The 16713-nt window shown below is 33.0% G+C and carries 18 protein-coding genes; 12 read left to right on the forward strand and 6 right to left on the reverse strand.

The annotated features are described in order from the left end of the window. Positions 1-555: 555 nt before the first annotated feature. Positions 556-2262, forward strand: coding sequence for a helix-turn-helix domain-containing protein (locus M0D21_RS23050; protein ID WP_248327264.1), 1707 nt, complete (start codon positions 556-558; stop codon positions 2260-2262). A gap of 133 nt (positions 2263-2395) precedes the next feature. Continuing rightward, positions 2396-2611: a class I lanthipeptide gene (locus M0D21_RS04560; protein WP_248327265.1), complete on the forward strand. Its 216-nt coding sequence runs from the start codon at positions 2396-2398 to the stop codon at positions 2609-2611. Between the two features lie 213 nt (positions 2612-2824). On the opposite strand, the gene M0D21_RS04565 is transcribed toward M0D21_RS04560, so the two are convergent. Continuing rightward, positions 2825-3097 (reverse strand): hypothetical protein, encoded by a 273-nt coding sequence (locus M0D21_RS04565; RefSeq protein WP_248327266.1) that lies wholly within the window; start codon positions 3095-3097, stop codon positions 2825-2827. Positions 3098-3322: 225 nt separating this feature from the next. On the opposite strand from M0D21_RS04565, the gene M0D21_RS04570 reads away from it, so the two are divergent. Continuing rightward, complete coding sequence (locus tag M0D21_RS04570; RefSeq protein WP_248327267.1) at positions 3323-5179, forward strand: AraC family transcriptional regulator; 1857 nt, start codon at positions 3323-3325, stop codon at positions 5177-5179. Between the two features lie 74 nt (positions 5180-5253). On the opposite strand, the gene M0D21_RS04575 is transcribed toward M0D21_RS04570, so the two are convergent. The 3 genes from M0D21_RS04575 to M0D21_RS04585 all read right to left on the reverse strand — a co-directional run bounded on the left by M0D21_RS04575 (position 5254) and on the right by M0D21_RS04585 (position 7703). Continuing rightward, positions 5254-5421 (reverse strand): hypothetical protein, encoded by a 168-nt coding sequence (locus M0D21_RS04575; RefSeq protein ID WP_248327268.1) that lies wholly within the window; start codon positions 5419-5421, stop codon positions 5254-5256. Positions 5422-5597: 176 nt separating this feature from the next. After that, positions 5598-7136 (reverse strand): Rne/Rng family ribonuclease, encoded by a 1539-nt coding sequence (locus M0D21_RS04580; protein ID WP_248327269.1) that lies wholly within the window; start codon positions 7134-7136, stop codon positions 5598-5600. A 276-nt stretch (positions 7137-7412) separates the two neighbouring features. Next, a complete protein-coding gene (locus M0D21_RS04585) occupies positions 7413-7703 on the reverse strand; it encodes an HU family DNA-binding protein (RefSeq protein WP_024768281.1) in 291 nt (96 codons plus the stop codon). Positions 7704-7833: 130 nt separating this feature from the next. Here M0D21_RS04585 and mutY point away from each other — a divergent pair, with 130 nt between their 5' ends. The 8 genes from mutY to rpmA all read left to right on the forward strand — a co-directional run bounded on the left by mutY (position 7834) and on the right by rpmA (position 13783). Then, positions 7834-8889: an A/G-specific adenine glycosylase gene (mutY, locus tag M0D21_RS04590; protein ID WP_248327270.1), complete on the forward strand. Its 1056-nt coding sequence runs from the start codon at positions 7834-7836 to the stop codon at positions 8887-8889. A gap of 40 nt (positions 8890-8929) precedes the next feature. After that, the gene (locus M0D21_RS04595) at positions 8930-9388 is read left to right on the forward strand and encodes a single-stranded DNA-binding protein (RefSeq protein ID WP_248327271.1); all 459 of its coding nucleotides are present in this window, start codon (positions 8930-8932) and stop codon (positions 9386-9388) included. 24 nt (positions 9389-9412) lie between these two features. After that, a complete protein-coding gene (locus M0D21_RS04600) occupies positions 9413-10741 on the forward strand; it encodes a gliding motility-associated protein GldE (protein ID WP_248327272.1) in 1329 nt (442 codons plus the stop codon). After that, on the forward strand, positions 10725-11300 hold the full coding sequence (gene gldD, locus M0D21_RS04605; protein WP_248327273.1) for a gliding motility lipoprotein GldD: 576 nt from the start codon (positions 10725-10727) through the stop codon (positions 11298-11300). The genes M0D21_RS04600 and gldD overlap by 17 nt, the downstream gene beginning before the upstream one ends. An 85-nt stretch (positions 11301-11385) precedes the next feature. Beyond that, a complete protein-coding gene (locus tag M0D21_RS04610; protein WP_248327274.1) occupies positions 11386-12300 on the forward strand; it encodes a DMT family transporter in 915 nt (304 codons plus the stop codon). Between the two features lie 56 nt (positions 12301-12356). After that, entirely contained in the window at positions 12357-12830 is a 474-nt protein-coding gene (locus M0D21_RS04615) for a DUF4199 domain-containing protein (protein WP_248327275.1), read from the forward strand. A 100-nt stretch (positions 12831-12930) separates the two neighbouring features. Then, a complete protein-coding gene (gene rplU, locus M0D21_RS04620) occupies positions 12931-13476 on the forward strand; it encodes a 50S ribosomal protein L21 (protein ID WP_248327276.1) in 546 nt (181 codons plus the stop codon). Between the two features lie 46 nt (positions 13477-13522). Next, positions 13523-13783, forward strand: coding sequence for a 50S ribosomal protein L27 (gene rpmA, locus M0D21_RS04625; RefSeq protein ID WP_073318462.1), 261 nt, complete (start codon positions 13523-13525; stop codon positions 13781-13783). A 67-nt stretch (positions 13784-13850) separates the two neighbouring features. Here the strand turns inward: rpmA and M0D21_RS04630 are convergent, their stop codons facing one another. Together M0D21_RS04630 and ahcY are read right to left on the reverse strand one after the other, a co-directional pair. Beyond that, on the reverse strand, positions 13851-14462 hold the full coding sequence (locus M0D21_RS04630; RefSeq protein WP_248327277.1) for a hypothetical protein: 612 nt from the start codon (positions 14460-14462) through the stop codon (positions 13851-13853). Between the two features lie 121 nt (positions 14463-14583). Then, positions 14584-15900 carry an adenosylhomocysteinase gene (gene ahcY, locus M0D21_RS04635; RefSeq protein ID WP_248327278.1) on the reverse strand — a complete coding sequence of 439 codons (1317 nt, stop codon included), beginning with the start codon at positions 15898-15900 and terminating at the stop codon, positions 14584-14586. Positions 15901-16035: 135 nt separating this feature from the next. Between ahcY and M0D21_RS04640 the strand changes: the two genes are divergently transcribed. Then, positions 16036-16671: a 4'-phosphopantetheinyl transferase family protein gene (locus tag M0D21_RS04640; RefSeq protein ID WP_248327279.1), complete on the forward strand. Its 636-nt coding sequence runs from the start codon at positions 16036-16038 to the stop codon at positions 16669-16671. The last annotated feature ends 42 nt before the right edge of the window (positions 16672-16713 follow it).

Below are 16713 nucleotides of genomic sequence, written 5' to 3' on the forward strand. Positions count from 1 at the left end.
AATGAATTGATAAAGAGCAACCGTCATATCAACTACAAAATGTGAAAGTTTCATTACTAAAGAGATCAAAGCTTGCATCATAAGGCTTGAATTTTTGATTTGTGAAAAATATGACTGATCGTTTTTTGATTCATTCAAATATAAGCTCGATAAAAAGCCAAAAACAAGTGAAGTACATCGTCATTCGGGAATACAGACCCTGCATTCCCAGAATTCAGACCAAGAGTTTTGGTGGTTAAAACATTGGTAATCAGTATTTTTTAATTATTTTTTCTTAAATACCAACTAAAAAGAGAAAACCGTATCTTTATATACCCTAGTAGAGGGATAGATTTTGGGTTTTTTAGGTTTATTGATATACTTTAGGTGATATAATTATTGTGCAGTACGATGAAATAACACCAATTTCATAACATGTTTTTAAGAAAAAATTAGGATTTTTGTGCAAAAATGTGAAATAAAGTACCCTGAGCAGAGTCTTTTGTGAAAGAAAAAGAAATATGCTACGACTAATTTTGTTAATCGTGGTGCTATGAAATGACTAAACAAACTACAGTGAACACTAACTACTATCGTATAGTTTTTCCTTTATTGCTTTTAGTTGGCTTTTTGGGAGTAAGCCAGGAAGCTGATGTTATAATTCCTGATTCTTTGAAAAAACGAAGTATTCGTGAAATAGAGAATTCATTAAATAAAAGTTATGGGGATTCAATTAAGTTCCCTTTGTATGCGAAGGTTTTAATCTCTAAAGCCAAGAAGAAAAATAACTTTTTGGCCTTATTGAAAGGATATGCTGCTGCATCATTTAGTTCGACTGATCCAAAACTTAAAATAAAATACCTTGATAGTTCTGTTGTATCCAGTAAAAATCTTGATGACAAGAATTATCCTGCATATTCACATTCTGAAAGAGCACGTACATATAAAAGATTAGGTAACTATAGCAAAGCCTTAGATGATTACTTAAAAGCCTTACAATATTTCGATGAAGCAAATAACAGAAGTTTCTATTATGAGACCAAGCATAATATTGGTTTGTTAAAAAAAATCATTTATGAGTATGAAGATGCCTCTAAAATGTTTGAAGAAGTGTTGCGGTATGAAGATGATAATAATATATCTGGTAAGGGACATTTGTCGACCATGTTAGCGCTTTCTAGCACTTATGTAAAGTTAGGATTACAAGATTCTGCTGCCTATTACAATAAAATTGGTATAAATGAATCTCTAAAAGACAGCTTGGACATTTATAATTTTTTCGTGTTGAATGAGGGTATCAACAAGTTTTATAAAAAACAGCACAAAGCTTCTTTAGATAGTATAGAAAAGGCTGTGCCAATTATAGAAAAACAATTTAGAAAAATAAACAAATCATTACTTGTAAGTGGTTATTTGCATTTAGGAAAGTTATACAAGAAGTTTAATAATAATGAAAAAGTATTAGAGTCTTTAGGAAAAATAGATACATATCACGAGGAGACAGGTTTTACCTCTCTAGAGGTTAGCGAAGGCTATGAGATGCTTATTAAGCATTATAAGGCTGAAGATGACAAGAATCAACAGTTATATTATATTAATAAATTGTTTGCTGTAGACAGTATCTTAGATATAAATTATAAAGACCTAAGTAAAAAAATAATTAGGGAATACGATACACCTAGACTTCTTGAAGAAAAAGAACTCTTGATAAGCGATTTACAAAAGAAGGAGAAAAAATCAAATTTAAAATTAATTATAACGCTAACAGTACTAGTTGTTACAATGGTTATTTTGTTATTACAATATAATAAAAACGTTAAATACAAAAAGAGGTTTAATGAATTGATGGAAACTAAAATTCCTGAAGCAAATGAAAAAGAGATCAGTGATAATAAAGATGCAAAAGTTGCAGAAACTTCAATAGGAATTTCTAATGAGATTATAACTGATATTTTAAATGGATTAGAAATATTTGAGAAGAAGAAAGGATTTTTATCTGCAAACATTACCACTAATGATCTTGCAAAACAATTAAATACCAATTCTAAGTACTTATCGAAAATCATTAATACGTATAAAAAGAAAAGCTTTAGTGTGTATATTAATGAATTGCGAATACAGTATGTTATTGAGAAACTAAAGGATGATTCTAAGTTTAGATTGTATACCGTTAAAGCAATTTCTCGTGAAATAGGGTTCAATACTACGGAGGCATTTTCTAAATCTTTCTACAAAACCACAGGAATATACCCTTCTTACTTCATTAAGCAGCTAGAAAAATAGAATCACACAAGATGTTGATTTACAAGTATTTAAAGGTCTGTTTTCTTAGAATACAGACCGATAGATTGTTTTTTATTGATTTTTTTCTAATCCCAATACCTATATTTGAATCAAACATTTAAACCAAATAATCATGAAGAAGAATCACACAAAGAAAAAGTTAGTTTTAGGAAAAGTAAATATTGCAAAATTAGATCATAATACACTTGCTGCTGTTAAAGGAGGTACGGGTATTCCAGATCCAGATTCTAAAGATTCTTTATGTAATACAGGAGATGATAGAGCAGGTAGTGGGTGGCCATGTATATTTACTATTGGAAGAAATATACTTCTAGACAATGAACAATAATATAATAAGTCTTTATTTGATAGTCCTATAACCATTAACACAAAATAGTTCAACAAGTACATATCAGTTAAGACTATTTGTTCTTAATTGAATATAAAATTTAGCCTTTGCCTTTTGGCAAACAGGGCATCCGGCATATCAACCAGACAGTGAGTAATTATATTTAAAATGATGACAAAACCCCAACTCTTCTTGAGTTGGGGTTTTGTTTTTTTAACTAGTAAATTGAAATGCAGATTTAGCAGTGTTAGATTTTAAATAAAAGCCATATGAAAACCCTACAACTTCTTCATAAATATAACTTTGCACATCTACATCATAAACAATAGGGGCGCCAAGAGCTTTCATAGTATTAATGATACGATGTAGTTTGGTTTTTGATATATCTAATCGTCTGGCCAATGTGCTTGGAGAGCCAGTTGCCTGCATACGAATAAGTCTATCTATACGCGATATTAATTCTAATTGTATAAGTATATTTTGCATTACTTTTCCCTTTTTAAGTTTGTTAGTTATTCATGATTAGTAAAAGCAATTATAATCATATGGTTACAAATTATCTAGACGTAGGTTTTTTTACGTTTACAGGTCAAATGTAGTGGCAAGTTGCTCCCAAAAACAAGAAAATATACCCGTAATTCATGAAAATAGGGCGATATTATAAGGGTTAAGTATTTGATAATAATGGTATTATTGATTTTTCTAAGAAAAATGATTACATGCAATAAAAAACTTATTTTTGATATCTATTTTAAGGTAAAACCAATTGTACAATCTCTTTTGAAACCTGTTTCTACATTTTTTTATCCCTATAAAATACAAGTACTGTTGTTCTTTTTTGTGGTATTTGGGTTGCAAGCAGCAATAGCTCAAGAAAAGAATCTTATAATTCCAGACTCATTACTAAAGTTGAGTTATGATGAGCTTAGATCAAGATGGGAACAAGAAAGATATGGGGAAAATAAATACACTGAAGTTTATGCTAGAGCTTACCTCCAAAAAAGTAAGAATGAAAATAGTGTTATAGAAAATGCAATTGGATATATAATGGTTAGTGTTATTTTCCATGATAGCCCAGAAATACAAATCCAATATAATGATAGTGCGATAGCAATTACAAAGAATATTAAACATAAATCCTTTCCTGCGCTTTTTTACATTTATAAAGGAACCAATTATGATGAATTAGGAAATTTTAGTAAAGCATTTGAGAACTATTTGGAAGCAATGAAATGGGCAAAAAGATCCCAAAACAAAAACCATATATCTATTCTAAAAAATAACATTGCTATTTTGAAAAGAAAGATAGGGAAATATGAAGAAGCTAAATCTATGATGAAAGAATGTCTAATTTACATTGGCAATAAAAAAGAAATGAGAAAAATAGATTCCCTTAGTTATTTGGTATCATTATCAGATTTGGTTAATATTTATCGTTTGAATTCACAGATTGATTCTGCTTTAATTTATAACAAAAAAGGTCTTAATTCTTCTATTGGAGAAAGGTTAAATAATAATGATAAATCGATAAAGGAGAAAGAAACTGCGAACTTATTCAAATTGAATAAGGCTATGCTTTATTATTATGAAAAAAGATATAGTGAAGTTATAGATGGAATTAATGATGTTTTACCGGATTTATTAAGTTATGAAAACAGGTATTTTTTTAATGAATATGATTTGATAACTGCTTATCTATATTTAGGAAAATCATATGAGGCGTTATTGGATGAAAAAAACATGGTTTATTATTATAAAAGAATTGATTCTCTTGCTCAAACAGTAAATTACATCTTACCTGAAACTAAATTGGCGTATAAAAAGTTGATTCAATATTATAAAATAAACGAGAATAGAGATCAACAACTTTTTTACATTAACAGATTGTTATATGCGGACAGTATTTTGGATCATACCTATCGATATTTAGGAGATAAACTTAAAAAAGACTACGACATTCCGCAGTTACTTGTAGAAAAAGAAGCCTTAATCACAGATTTAGAAGCCAAAGACAACCAATCGTCCAAAGTAATTTTGGGGCTGTCTTTGTTTTCTCTGGTGCTTGGTGGTTTTTTATTCTGGAATTATCGTAAACGTAAGGCTTATACGCAACGTTTTGAGCTGCTTATGAATCAAACGAAAGAAGAGGAACAAAAACCCGTGCAAGAGTCTTCTAAAGATTCAGATATTGGTATTTCAGACAGTATCGTGACCGAAATTCTACAAAAACTTGATGATTTTGAGCAGCAGCAAGGGTATCTTAAAAATAGCCTTACTCTAAACTCACTGGCCAAAGAGCTAAAAACAAATGCCAATTATTTGTCTAAGATTGTAAATGCCAATAAGCATAAAAGTTTTAGTCATTACATTAATGATCTTAGAATTGAATACGTTGTTACACAACTTAAGTCAAACTCTACTTTTAGAAAGTATACCGTAAAAGCTATTGCCAACGAGATAGGATTTAAAAGTCCCGATGCCTTCTCAAAAGCGTTTTACAAGAGTACAGGTATTTACCCTTCTTATTTTATCAAACAGTTGGAAAAGCAGACGACGGTTACAACTTAAAAAACCCTGCTATGTATACATAACAGGGTTTTGTTCAACACAAATAATCTTGGTTCAGACAAGAAAATTTTTTATTAGTACTGGATAAGATCCTCTAGAGTTGGTCGTTTAGGTCCGATAGGTAAAACAGGCCCTGTGCATCCGTTTCCAGATCCGTCATCAGTGACATTTGTAGTGTGAGGATTCATTCCTCCATTAATACTAGTTAATTCACGAACAGTTAAATTTTGTAAACCTTTCATTTTTTGATTTTTTAAATACATTACCTTGATGAAGGGTAATAGTGTTATTGTTTGATTTCAATGGTAAAACTAGAGTACTTGTGTCTCAAATTTTGAGATGAACGTAGAAAATGTAGAAGGAATTAAAAATAGGGCATAAAAAAACCCGGTTCGATATCGAACCGGGTTTTAGTTTTTTACTTGATCACTTCACCATCTTTATCGTGAAAGTGATACTCTAAATACGTGTAAGCGTCTCTAGGTACAATCTTTACCCATCGCTTATGGTCAAAGAACCATTTTGATCGGGTAGATGGAAATCCTTTGGTTAAAAAAGCCGCAATAAAAGGATGTGCACTCAAGGTGATCTTTTTATGGTCTTTTTTAATTAATTTTTCTAGTTCGACCTTTATTTTATCTACCAGAACGATTGGCGCCTCAATTTCGCCGTTTTCACCATTCGGGTTTTCCTCTCGGGTTTTGATATTCATTTCAGGTCGCACGCGTTGTCGCGTGATTTGAATCAAGCCAAACTTACTTGGCGGTAAAATTTTATGTTTCGCTCTATCATCTTTCATTTCTTCCCTTAGGTGATTGAAGAGCGTTCTACGATTTTCGGCATTATTCATATCGATAAAATCGACTACAATAATACCTCCCATATCTCTAAGACGCAGTTGGCGAGCCACTTCGGCTGCGCTAATAAGGTTTACTTCGAGGGCAGTATCTTCTTGGTTTTTGGCTTTATTAGAGCGGTTTCCGCTGTTAACGTCTATAACGTGCATGGCTTCGGTATGCTCGATAACCAAATAGGCACCTTTACTCATAGATACCGTTTTGCCAAAACTGGTTTTGATCTGTCTCTCGATTCCGTATTTTTCAAAAACGGGAGCCTTAGAGGTGTGTAATTTTACAATTGATTCCTTTTTAGGTGCAATTTCTTGCAGATACTCTTTGATTCTGTTGTAGAGTTCTTCGTCATCTACAACAATAGATGTAAAGGTGTCATTAAAAACATCTCTTAAAATAGAGGATGCTCTGTTCATTTCACCTAATACTTTTGACGGGTGGTGGGCTTTGTATAATTTTTTACACATGGCTTTCCAGCGATCCATCAAGTTTTGCAAATCTTTGTCTAGTTCTGCTACTTTTTTGCCTTCCGCTACTGTACGAACAATAATTCCGAAACCTTTGGGCTTAATACTTTTTACAAGCCTTTTTAGGCGCTCCTTTTCTTCTGTAGATTCTATTTTTTGCGAAATAGAAATTCGATTAGAAAAAGGAACCAATACAATATATCTACCGGCGATAGATAGCTCAGAGCTTATTCTGGGGCCTTTGGTAGATATAGGTTCTTTTACTATTTGTACTAATAGCGATTGGTTTGATTTTAACACGTTTGTAATCGTACCGTGTTTATCAATGTCTTTCTCGAAAGGAAAATCCTTAAGAGAATAGTTTTTTAATTTACCTGTGCTTACACGTTTGATGAATTTAAGTAAAGAAGATACTTGAGGACCCAGATCATGATAATGCAAAAAAGCATCTTTTTCGTAGCCAACATTTACAAATGCGGCATTTAATCCAGGGACAGATTTTCTTATTTTGGCAATAAAAATATCACCAACAGAAAAATTACTATCATCTTCTTCCTTATGTAATTCAATTAGTTTTCCATCCTTTAATAAGGCAAAATCTGTAGAGGAACCAGATCTAATGATCAATTCTTTGTTCACTCTTAAATAGATTTTTATCCCGATAACTATCGGAATGGATTAAACAATTTTTTCACAGGAATTTTTGACAATTCCGTTGAAATAAAGGCTATATTTTGGTAGCTTGAGCTATAGGATCTTTATTTCGATTTCAAAGAACATTTAAATGAAAAAAGTAGTTAGAAACTACTTTTTCTTGTGGCGATTAGCTCTTCTTCTCTTTTTACGCTTGTGCGTCGCTACCTTGTGTCTTTTACGTTTTTTACCACTTGGCATAGTGTACTTCTATTTATATGATTATTTAACTTCTACGTTGGTCTTAACACCTTCTACAAATACTTTTGCAGGCTTGAATGCTGGTATATTGTGTGCAGGAATCTTGATAGTCGTATTTTTAGAAATGTTACGACCAGTTTTCTCTGCTCTTGTTTTGATGATAAAGCTTCCAAATCCTCTTAGATAAACGTTGTCTCCGCTTTCTAATGAACTTTTTACTTCTTCCATGAATGTTTCAACTGTTGCTTGAACATCTCCTTTTTCTATTCCTAGCTTTTCAGAAATTTTTGCTACGATATCTGCTTTAGTCATTATTTACCTATTTAGGGGTTTTTTAAATTTTCAAGGGGGCAAATATAAGAATTTAAAATCCAAAAAATCAATACTTAAGATTAAATTATCATCTTTATTCAATTAATTTTGCAAAACAGATAAATTTGCTATGATTTTTTCTAAAAAACTCATTTTGTGGTATTTACAAAACAAAAGATCGATGCCATGGCGTGAAACTAAGGATCCGTATCGAATTTGGTTAAGTGAAATTATACTTCAACAGACCAGAGTCGCGCAAGGATTACCCTATTATTTGTCTTTTGTAGAATCGTTTCCTACCGTTTTTGATTTGGCTTCTGCTAGTGAAGAACAGGTCTTAAAATTATGGCAGGGGTTGGGGTATTATTCGCGAGCTAGAAATCTTCATTTTACAGCACAATATGTAGCCAATGAATTGAACGGAGTTTTTCCGAACACTTATAAAGGTCTTCTAGAATTAAAAGGTGTGGGTGATTATACGGCTAGTGCCATAGCTTCTATATCTTTTAATGAACCGGCTCCCGTAGTAGATGGTAATGTGTATAGAGTATTATCGAGATATTTCGGAATAGATACTCCTATTAATAGTACTCAAGGAATAAAAGAGTTTAAAAAATTGGCCATAGAATTAATTGACCTGGAAAAGCCAGCAGATTATAATCAGGCCATTATGGAATTTGGGGCGTTGCAGTGCAAACCTAAAAACCCATATTGTATTGTGTGTCCATTAAATGATAGCTGTGTTGCGTTAGAAAAAGGTAAGATCAATGAGTTGCCAGTAAAACTTAAAAAGTTAAAGATTAAGAAAAGATACTTTAATTATACGGTCTTTATTATTAATGATGAATATACCATTCTTCAACAAAGAACGGGGAATGGAATTTGGAAAGGGTTGTATGAGTTTCCATTGTTAGAAGGAGAGGGATATACCGAAGAAAGTATCCCTTCAGACAAGGTATTTCAAGATATTATAGATGGTGCAAGCTATGATCTTACTGCCTATACAAAGGAATATTTGGTGCATAAATTATCTCATCAACATTTATACACTCGATTTTATATCGTAAAACTAGGTGAGATGCCAAACATAAGTGACGAACAAAAAATTGTTAATTTTAAAGAGGTACACAATTATCCTGTTCCTATTTTGTTAGGTAATTTTATAGATTCCTTTTTTAAGGTATGAGGCTTTTTTATTACATTTACTAATATTAACAAAGAAGAGAATGTCAGGAACATTAAATAAAGTAATGCTTATAGGGCATACTGGAGATGAGGTAAAGATGCATTATTTTGAAGGAGGTAATTGTATTGGAAGATTTCCATTGGCCACCAATGATTCTTATATGAATAAAAGTACTGGTGAGCGTGTGACAACTACAGAATGGCATAACATTGTGGTTAGAAACAAAGCTGCCGAAATTTGCGAAAAATACCTTAATAAAGGAGATAAAATCTATATCGAAGGTCGACTTAAGACTAGAAAATGGCAAGACGAACAAGGAAAAGATCGATATAGTACAGAAATACAATGTACAGATTTTACCTTTCTAACTCCTAAAAACGAGACCCAACCCACTGAGTCAAATACTCAGCATCCATCGAATATGAGTACGCCTGCGGCAAATCCACAGGCAGTGTCCTCTAGTACGCAGCAAACAGAAGACGATGACCTTCCGTTCTGATATGTTTAACTAAACGAAGATAATTTGGACCCTGATCCTGAACCTTTATTAGCTACTCTATTTATTTTTGATATCATGCAGACCATAAATTTGGTTGTGCTTTTGGTGTTATTGGTGTTTTCTGCACTTATCTCGGGTAGTGAAGTAGCTTTATTTTCTTTAACTCCCGCAGATCTTAAGGATCATGAAAACACTTCAAAAAATCTAAGAATTGTTGGTAAATTGCTAAATAACCCCAAAAAGCTATTGGCGACCATTCTGGTGGCAAATAATTTCATCAATATTGCCATTGTACTATTATTCGCTTCGCTTGGTGAAACATATTTTAAGAGCTTAGATTATGATTGGTTAGGTGTTGTTAATGTGCGATTCGTTGTAGAGGTGGGTATTGTTACATTTTTGATCTTACTTTTCGGAGAAATTTTGCCAAAAGTATATGCGAGCAGGAATAGAGTAAAATTTGCAAAGTTTATGGCACGTCCGATAGGGATATTGTATTGGTTACTTTCTCCAATTAGTCAACCTATGCGCAATGTAACTACAAGAATTCACAACAAGCTGGGGAAACAAAAATCTAATTTAAGTGTAGATCAACTTTCACAAGCTTTAGAGCTTACTTCAGATCAGGAAACAACAGTTGAAGAAAAGAAGATTCTTGAAGGAATAGTATCTTTTGGTAATACTGATACTAAACAAGTCATGAAGCCAAGAATGGATATTTTTGCACTGAATTGTGAGGCGCCTTACAAAGAAATTCTTCCGGAGATAATTGAAAAAGGATTCTCCAGAATCCCAGTGTTTGAAGAAAGTATAGACAAAGTAACCGGTATCTTGTATGTAAAAGATCTTCTACCTTATATAAATGAAAGCAATTTTAATTGGGTAAGCCTTATAAGAGAGCCATACTTTGTTCCTGAAAATAAAAAATTAGATGATTTATTGAGTGACTTTAAAAACAAAAAGAATCACTTAGCTATTGTGGTAGATGAGTATGGTGGGACCAGTGGTTTAATTTCTATGGAAGATATTATTGAAGAGATTGTTGGTGATATAAGTGATGAGTTTGATGATGAAGATTTGATTTATTCGAAACTAGATGATTTAAATTATGTTTTTGAAGGTAGAACAGCGCTTAAAGATTTTTATAGAGTATTACGATTAGAGGATAATAGCGTCTTTGAAGATAAGAAAGGAGATGCTGAAACTATTGCAGGTCTGTTGCTCGAAATTTCAGGTAGTTTTCCTAAGAGAGGTGATAAGATAACTATTGAAAATTATACCTTTAAAATAGAGTCTTTAGATAAGAAAAGAATAAAACAGGTGAAATTAACAATTGATGAAACAAGTGTATAAGAAGTTTTTTATAGTAATATTTACAGTGCTCTTATGCAGTGCATGTGGTGGAGAAGTGCTTCCAAAACCAAAAGCAATGCTTAGGTTGAGTTATCCAAAACCTGAGTATAAAGAAGTGTCTATTCCTTGTTCTTATACCTTTGAAAAAAATGAATTTGCCGAACTCCAAAAAGCCAGAAGAAATAGAAAGTGCTGGTATAATCTTGAGTATAAAAGACTAAAAGCAACATTGTATATTTCTTATTTCGAAATTAATAATAATTTGGATTCTCTTCTAAGAGATGCTCAAAACTTAACTCAGGAGCATGTTATCAAAGCCGATGGTATTTTACAGGAACCTTATGTAGATGCAGAGAAAAAGGTATATGGTATGTTTTATGAGGTAACAGGGGATGCGGCGTCACAATCTCAGTTTTATGTAACCGACAGTCTTAACCATTTTATTTTGGGGTCTATCTATTTCAAAGTTAAACCTAACTATGATTCTATTCTGCCTGCGGCCAATTATCTGCGAAATGACATGAAACATCTTATAGAAACCTTAAACTGGAAAGACTGAACGCTAAATCTTAGTTAATTTTCATTCCAAACCATTTTTGTTCCAGTAGAATTTTATCATTTTTGCAGCGTAGCAAAAATGGGAAATGCAACACGGAAAGCTTAAATGGATATATCTTACCATATTATCTCTTATTTGGGGTAGTTCTTTTATTCTCATTAAAAAATCCCTTATTGGGTTAACGCCTATGCAATTAGGTGCTTTGCGTACTGTTTTTGCTGCAATTTTTTTATTTTCAATAGGTTTTAAAAGTATCAAAACCATTCATGGAAAAGAGTGGAAATGGGTTTCCATATCAGCTTTTGTGGGAACATTTATACCAGCTTTTTTATTTGCATTTGCAGAAACAGAAATCGATAGTGGAATCACCTCTATTCTTAATTCTCTTACTCCTCTAATCACATTTGTGCTAGGGGTAATCCTCTTTTCTGTCCGTTTTAATAAGAATCAACTTCTAGGAGTACTTATTGGTTTAATTGGAAGTATTGGGCTCATTTGGGAAGGTGCTATTATTAATCCGAATCAGGACTATAGCTACGCTTTTTTGGTGATTATAGCAACGTTTGGGTACGGGATTAATGTAAATATTATCAAGCGTCATTTGCAACATCTCTCCCCTATGGCAATCGCAAATGGAAACTTTGTTGTTCTAGTTATTCCAGCACTATGTGTGCTGTTTTTTTCAGGTTTTTTTAGGTCAGAGATACTTACTAGCAGTGAATTGCAAACTAGTATTTTATATATGGCTATTCTAGCTGTTGTAGGAACTGGAATTGCAAAGCTAATGTTTAACAAGCTTATACAAATTAGTACTCCGGTATTTGCAAGCTCGGTGACTTACACAATGCCTATTATTGCTTTAATTTGGGGTTTATGGGATGGTGAGAAGTTTTCATTCTACCAATTGCTGGCTTCGTTAGTGATCGTTTTTGGAGTGTACTTAACCAATAAAAAAGCTAGTCGTAAACCATTGTTAAACAATAAATTAACAAGCCTTTAAGGTTAAAGAACTCTTAAATTTCATACTTTTAATAAGAATCCTAAAATAGAAAAGTTATGAAAAAGTCTACTATCCCTGTGAAATATGGAGTTTATATCGCAATTGGGCTTATTGCATATTTTTTAATTCTTTCTTTAATCGGAGTACAAACCAATCCTGTGTTTAGCCTTGGAAACGGTATTCTAGTTGCAATAGGTTTGTATAAAGCAATGAAAACGTATAAAGAAGAAAAAGGAAGTGGTTTTGAATATCAAAAAGGGTTTATGGCTGGGTTGTTTACCGGTTTTAATGCTACAATGATCTTTACTATTTTCTTTGCTATTTATGTAACCAATATAAATACTAATTTTCTTCCTGAGATGCTGGCCAACTGGAGTTCTCACTATCATGTAGGAGTAGGTATAGTAGTGTTTATTGCAGCGATAATGGGATTTGCGACTACTTTTGTACTTACCTTATCTTTCATGCAATTATTTAAAGAAAGCTGGAATACTCGAAAAAGACATAATTCTTCACCGGTAGAGGCTTAAAATATTTGTCATTTAATTAATTAGCAGTATATTTGCACCCGCCTATTGCAAAATAGGTGTTGTTCTTGTATATAAAAATAAATTAATTAAACGTTACGCTATGTACGCAATTGTAGAGATAGCAGGGCAGCAATTTAAAGTTGCAAAAGACCAAAAAGTATTTGTACATCGTTTAGCAGGAGAAGAAGGAGATAAAGTATCTTTTGATAAAGTACTTCTTGCTGCAGATGGAGATAAAGTTACTTTAGGCGCCCCAGCTATAGATGGAGCTCAAGTAGGAGCGAAAATCACAAGACACCTAAAAGGTGATAAAGTTATTGTTTTCAAGAAAAAGAGACGTAAAGGATACCGTGTAAAAAATGGTCACCGTCAAGCTCTTACAGAAATTGTAATTGAAAGCATTGTAACTTCTGGAGCTAAAAAAGCTGCTCCAAAGAAAGAAGCTAAAAAAGCTGAGCCAAAAGCTAAGGTAGAAGCTGCTCCAAAAGCAGAAGCTCCTAAGAAAGAAGCTGCTCCAAAAGCGGTAAATGAAGATTTAAGCTCTAAAACTGTAGCTGAATTAAAAGAAATGGCAAAAGCTCAAGGGATTTCAGGAATTTCTTCTATGAAGAAAGCCGAATTAATCGAAGCTTTACAAGGAAAATAAAACGGCAGGTAATACTGTTTAATATTAACTATAAAACCTAAAGAAAATGGCTCATAAAAAAGGAGTTGGTAGTTCGAAGAACGGTAGAGAATCAGAATCGAAACGCTTAGGTGTAAAGATATTTGGTGGACAAGCTGCCGTGGCTGGTAACATCATTGTAAGACAAAGAGGTACAGCACACAAGCCAGGTGAAAATGTTTACGCTGGTAAAGATCATACCCTACACGCAAAGGTAGATGGTATCGTAAAATTTACTAAAAAGAAAGATAATAAATCCTACGTTTCGATAGTTCCTTTCGAAGCATAAGGATCTTTCCTTTGTAATATATTATCACCCTTTTCAGGTAACTGGAAAGGGTTATTTTTTAGATGATTTAATCGTAAACATTACAAATACTTTTGTTGGTGTTGTCCTTTTGAAAACTACGAAGGTAAAGATATCGTCTTATAACTTCAGGCTTTAATTCGCTACCGCAATCAATAACAACGTTTTTTATAGTATCAGACAATTTGTTTGATTCTTCATGCGGTAGGTCGGCAGATTTTTGTTGATACGTCTTATATAAACATTTTATGGGAGTTTTATTGTTGAAGTATGTGCGCTGTTCTTCATATGTCCATATCTCATTGGTAAATCCTTGTTCCGGAGGTGTAGATTCATAATCCCAAATCCAGGATGAATATTCAGAGAAAAAGAAGATCAATTGGTTGTTCCAAAGATAATAGTGATCGTTATAATCGTTATGTCCTTCATGGCGTTGACAATGAATATATACCAGACTATCGTTGTGGTAATAAAAGGATGCGAATGTGTTAATTTGTCCATTGCCAGTACAATCGCTTTCTTTAGAAATCTCTACTAGACTGCCTTGTTCGAGCAGTTCGCAGATTACTAAATACTGTCTTTTAATATCTTGAATGACTTGGTCCTTACTCTGGGCAAAGGTTGTTAGCGATATAAGAAATAAAGTAAAGATCAGTTTCATTTATGTGTTTATATAGGATCAAAAGGATGTACTAAATTTAATATGTAAACATAAATCAAAAAAATAACCCCAACTATTAGTTAGGGTTATTGATATTTTAAAAACGAAATGTTTTTAATCGTTAGTATCTGTAATATTCTGGTTTGAATGGTCCTTCAACTGTAACTCCAATATATTCTGCCTGTTCAGGTCTTAGTGTTTCCAGTTCTGCTCCTAAACGTGCAAGGTGAAGTTTTGCTACTTTTTCATCTAAGTGTTTTGGTAGCATATATACTTCATTTTTATAGTTTTCAGAGTTCTTCCATAATTCTATTTGAGCCAATGTTTGATTGGTAAATGAGTTACTCATTACAAAACTTGGGTGTCCTGTAGCACATCCTAAGTTTACCAAACGACCTTCGGCAAGAATGATAATATCTTTTCCATCGATAGTGTATTTATCTACCTGAGGTTTGATTTCATCCTTAGTGCTACCGTAGTTATTGTTTAACCAAGCCATATCGATCTCGTTGTCAAAATGACCGATATTACAAACGATGGCTTTATCTTTTAAAGCTTTAAAGTGTTGTCCTTGAACAATATCCTTATTTCCGGTAGTAGTGATAACAACATCTGCATTACCAATAACGGTTTCTAATTTTTTTACTTCAAAACCATCCATGGCAGCCTGAAGTGCACAAATAGGATCTATTTCGGTTACAGTTACAATAGAGCCAGCTCCTCTAAACGATGCAGCGGTACCTTTTCCAACATCACCGTATCCACAAACTACTACTCTTTTACCTGCAAGCATGGTGTCTGTAGCTCTACGAATAGCATCTACTGCACTTTCTCTACATCCGTATTTATTATCGAATTTTGACTTGGTCACAGAGTCATTTACATTAATAGCAGGCATTGGTAAGGTCCCGTTTTTCATTCTTTCATACAAACGGTGAACTCCAGTAGTAGTTTCTTCAGATAAACCTTTAATATCGTCTACTAATTCTGGATACTTATCTAAAACCATATTGGTAAGATCTCCTCCATCATCAAGAATCATATTTAATGGTTTACGATCTTCTCCAAAAAACAAAGTTTGCTCTATACACCAATCAAATTCTTCTTCATTCATTCCCTTCCATGCATATACAGGTATTCCTGCTTCTGCAATTGCAGCGGCAGCCTGATCCTGGGTAGAGAAAATATTACAAGAACTCCAGGTAACTTCTGCGCCCAAAGCAACAAGAGTTTCAATTAATACTGCAGTTTGAATCGTCATGTGTAAACATCCTGCAATACGTGCTCCTTTAAGTGGCTGTTCATCTTTATATTCTTCTCTAAGTGACATAAGACCTGGCATTTCAGCTTCAGCCAATTCTATTTCTTTTCTTCCCCATCCTGCTAGAGAAATGTCTTTTACCTTATAAGGCACGTAAGGTGCTGTTTTGGTGCTCATAGTATTTATTTTATGTTTATAAAGCGCCCTTTGGTTTTTGGCACTAAATTGTTCTAAATTCGTTTCCTGAAAATAAAACAGCTTTATTTGTCAATTTTCAGTTTGCAAAGGTACATAATAACTTTAAGATTTTAAATGCCTCTTTACAAAACTATAACAGTAGACAAAAGCACTAAAGTGCTGATTTGGAAGATTGAAGAGTCTTATGAATTTCTTAGTAATGAGGTTGAGTTAACGCCTCATTGCCAGGATAGGGTAGATAATATGAAATCTGAAATGCATCGAAGAGGTTTTATGAGTGTGAGACACCTGTTAGCCGTTATAGGATATACAGATCATGATCTGTTTTATGATGAATTTGGAAAACCGCATTTGAAAGATGGAAAACAAATTTCTATTACACATTCATTTAACTTTGCGGGAATAATTGTTAGCGACAAACCTGTAGGTATAGATATAGAAAAACAGCGCGATAAAATTAATCGTATTGCTCATAAGTTTGTCAACCCTTTAGAGAAAACGTATTTGGAGGCTCAAGATATAGATGAAACTAGGGCGCTTACGGTAATTTGGGGAGCCAAAGAATCATTATACAAATTATTTGCGACTGCAGGACTAAGTTTTGAGCAACATATTTACATTTCCACATTCACTTTAGAATACCCATTTGTTTTTGGAGCCATAAATTATAAAGACGTAATTAGTCATTATGATTTGTCATTTACCGAGTTTGAAGGTTTTACCTGTGTATATGCTTTACCTTCTTCTTAATATATGTACCTTCGTATGATACAAACCTTAATTTTGACTTTA

It is taken from the genome of Aquimarina acroporae (assembly GCF_023195925.1).
Classification (GTDB): domain Bacteria; phylum Bacteroidota; class Bacteroidia; order Flavobacteriales; family Flavobacteriaceae; genus Aquimarina; species Aquimarina acroporae.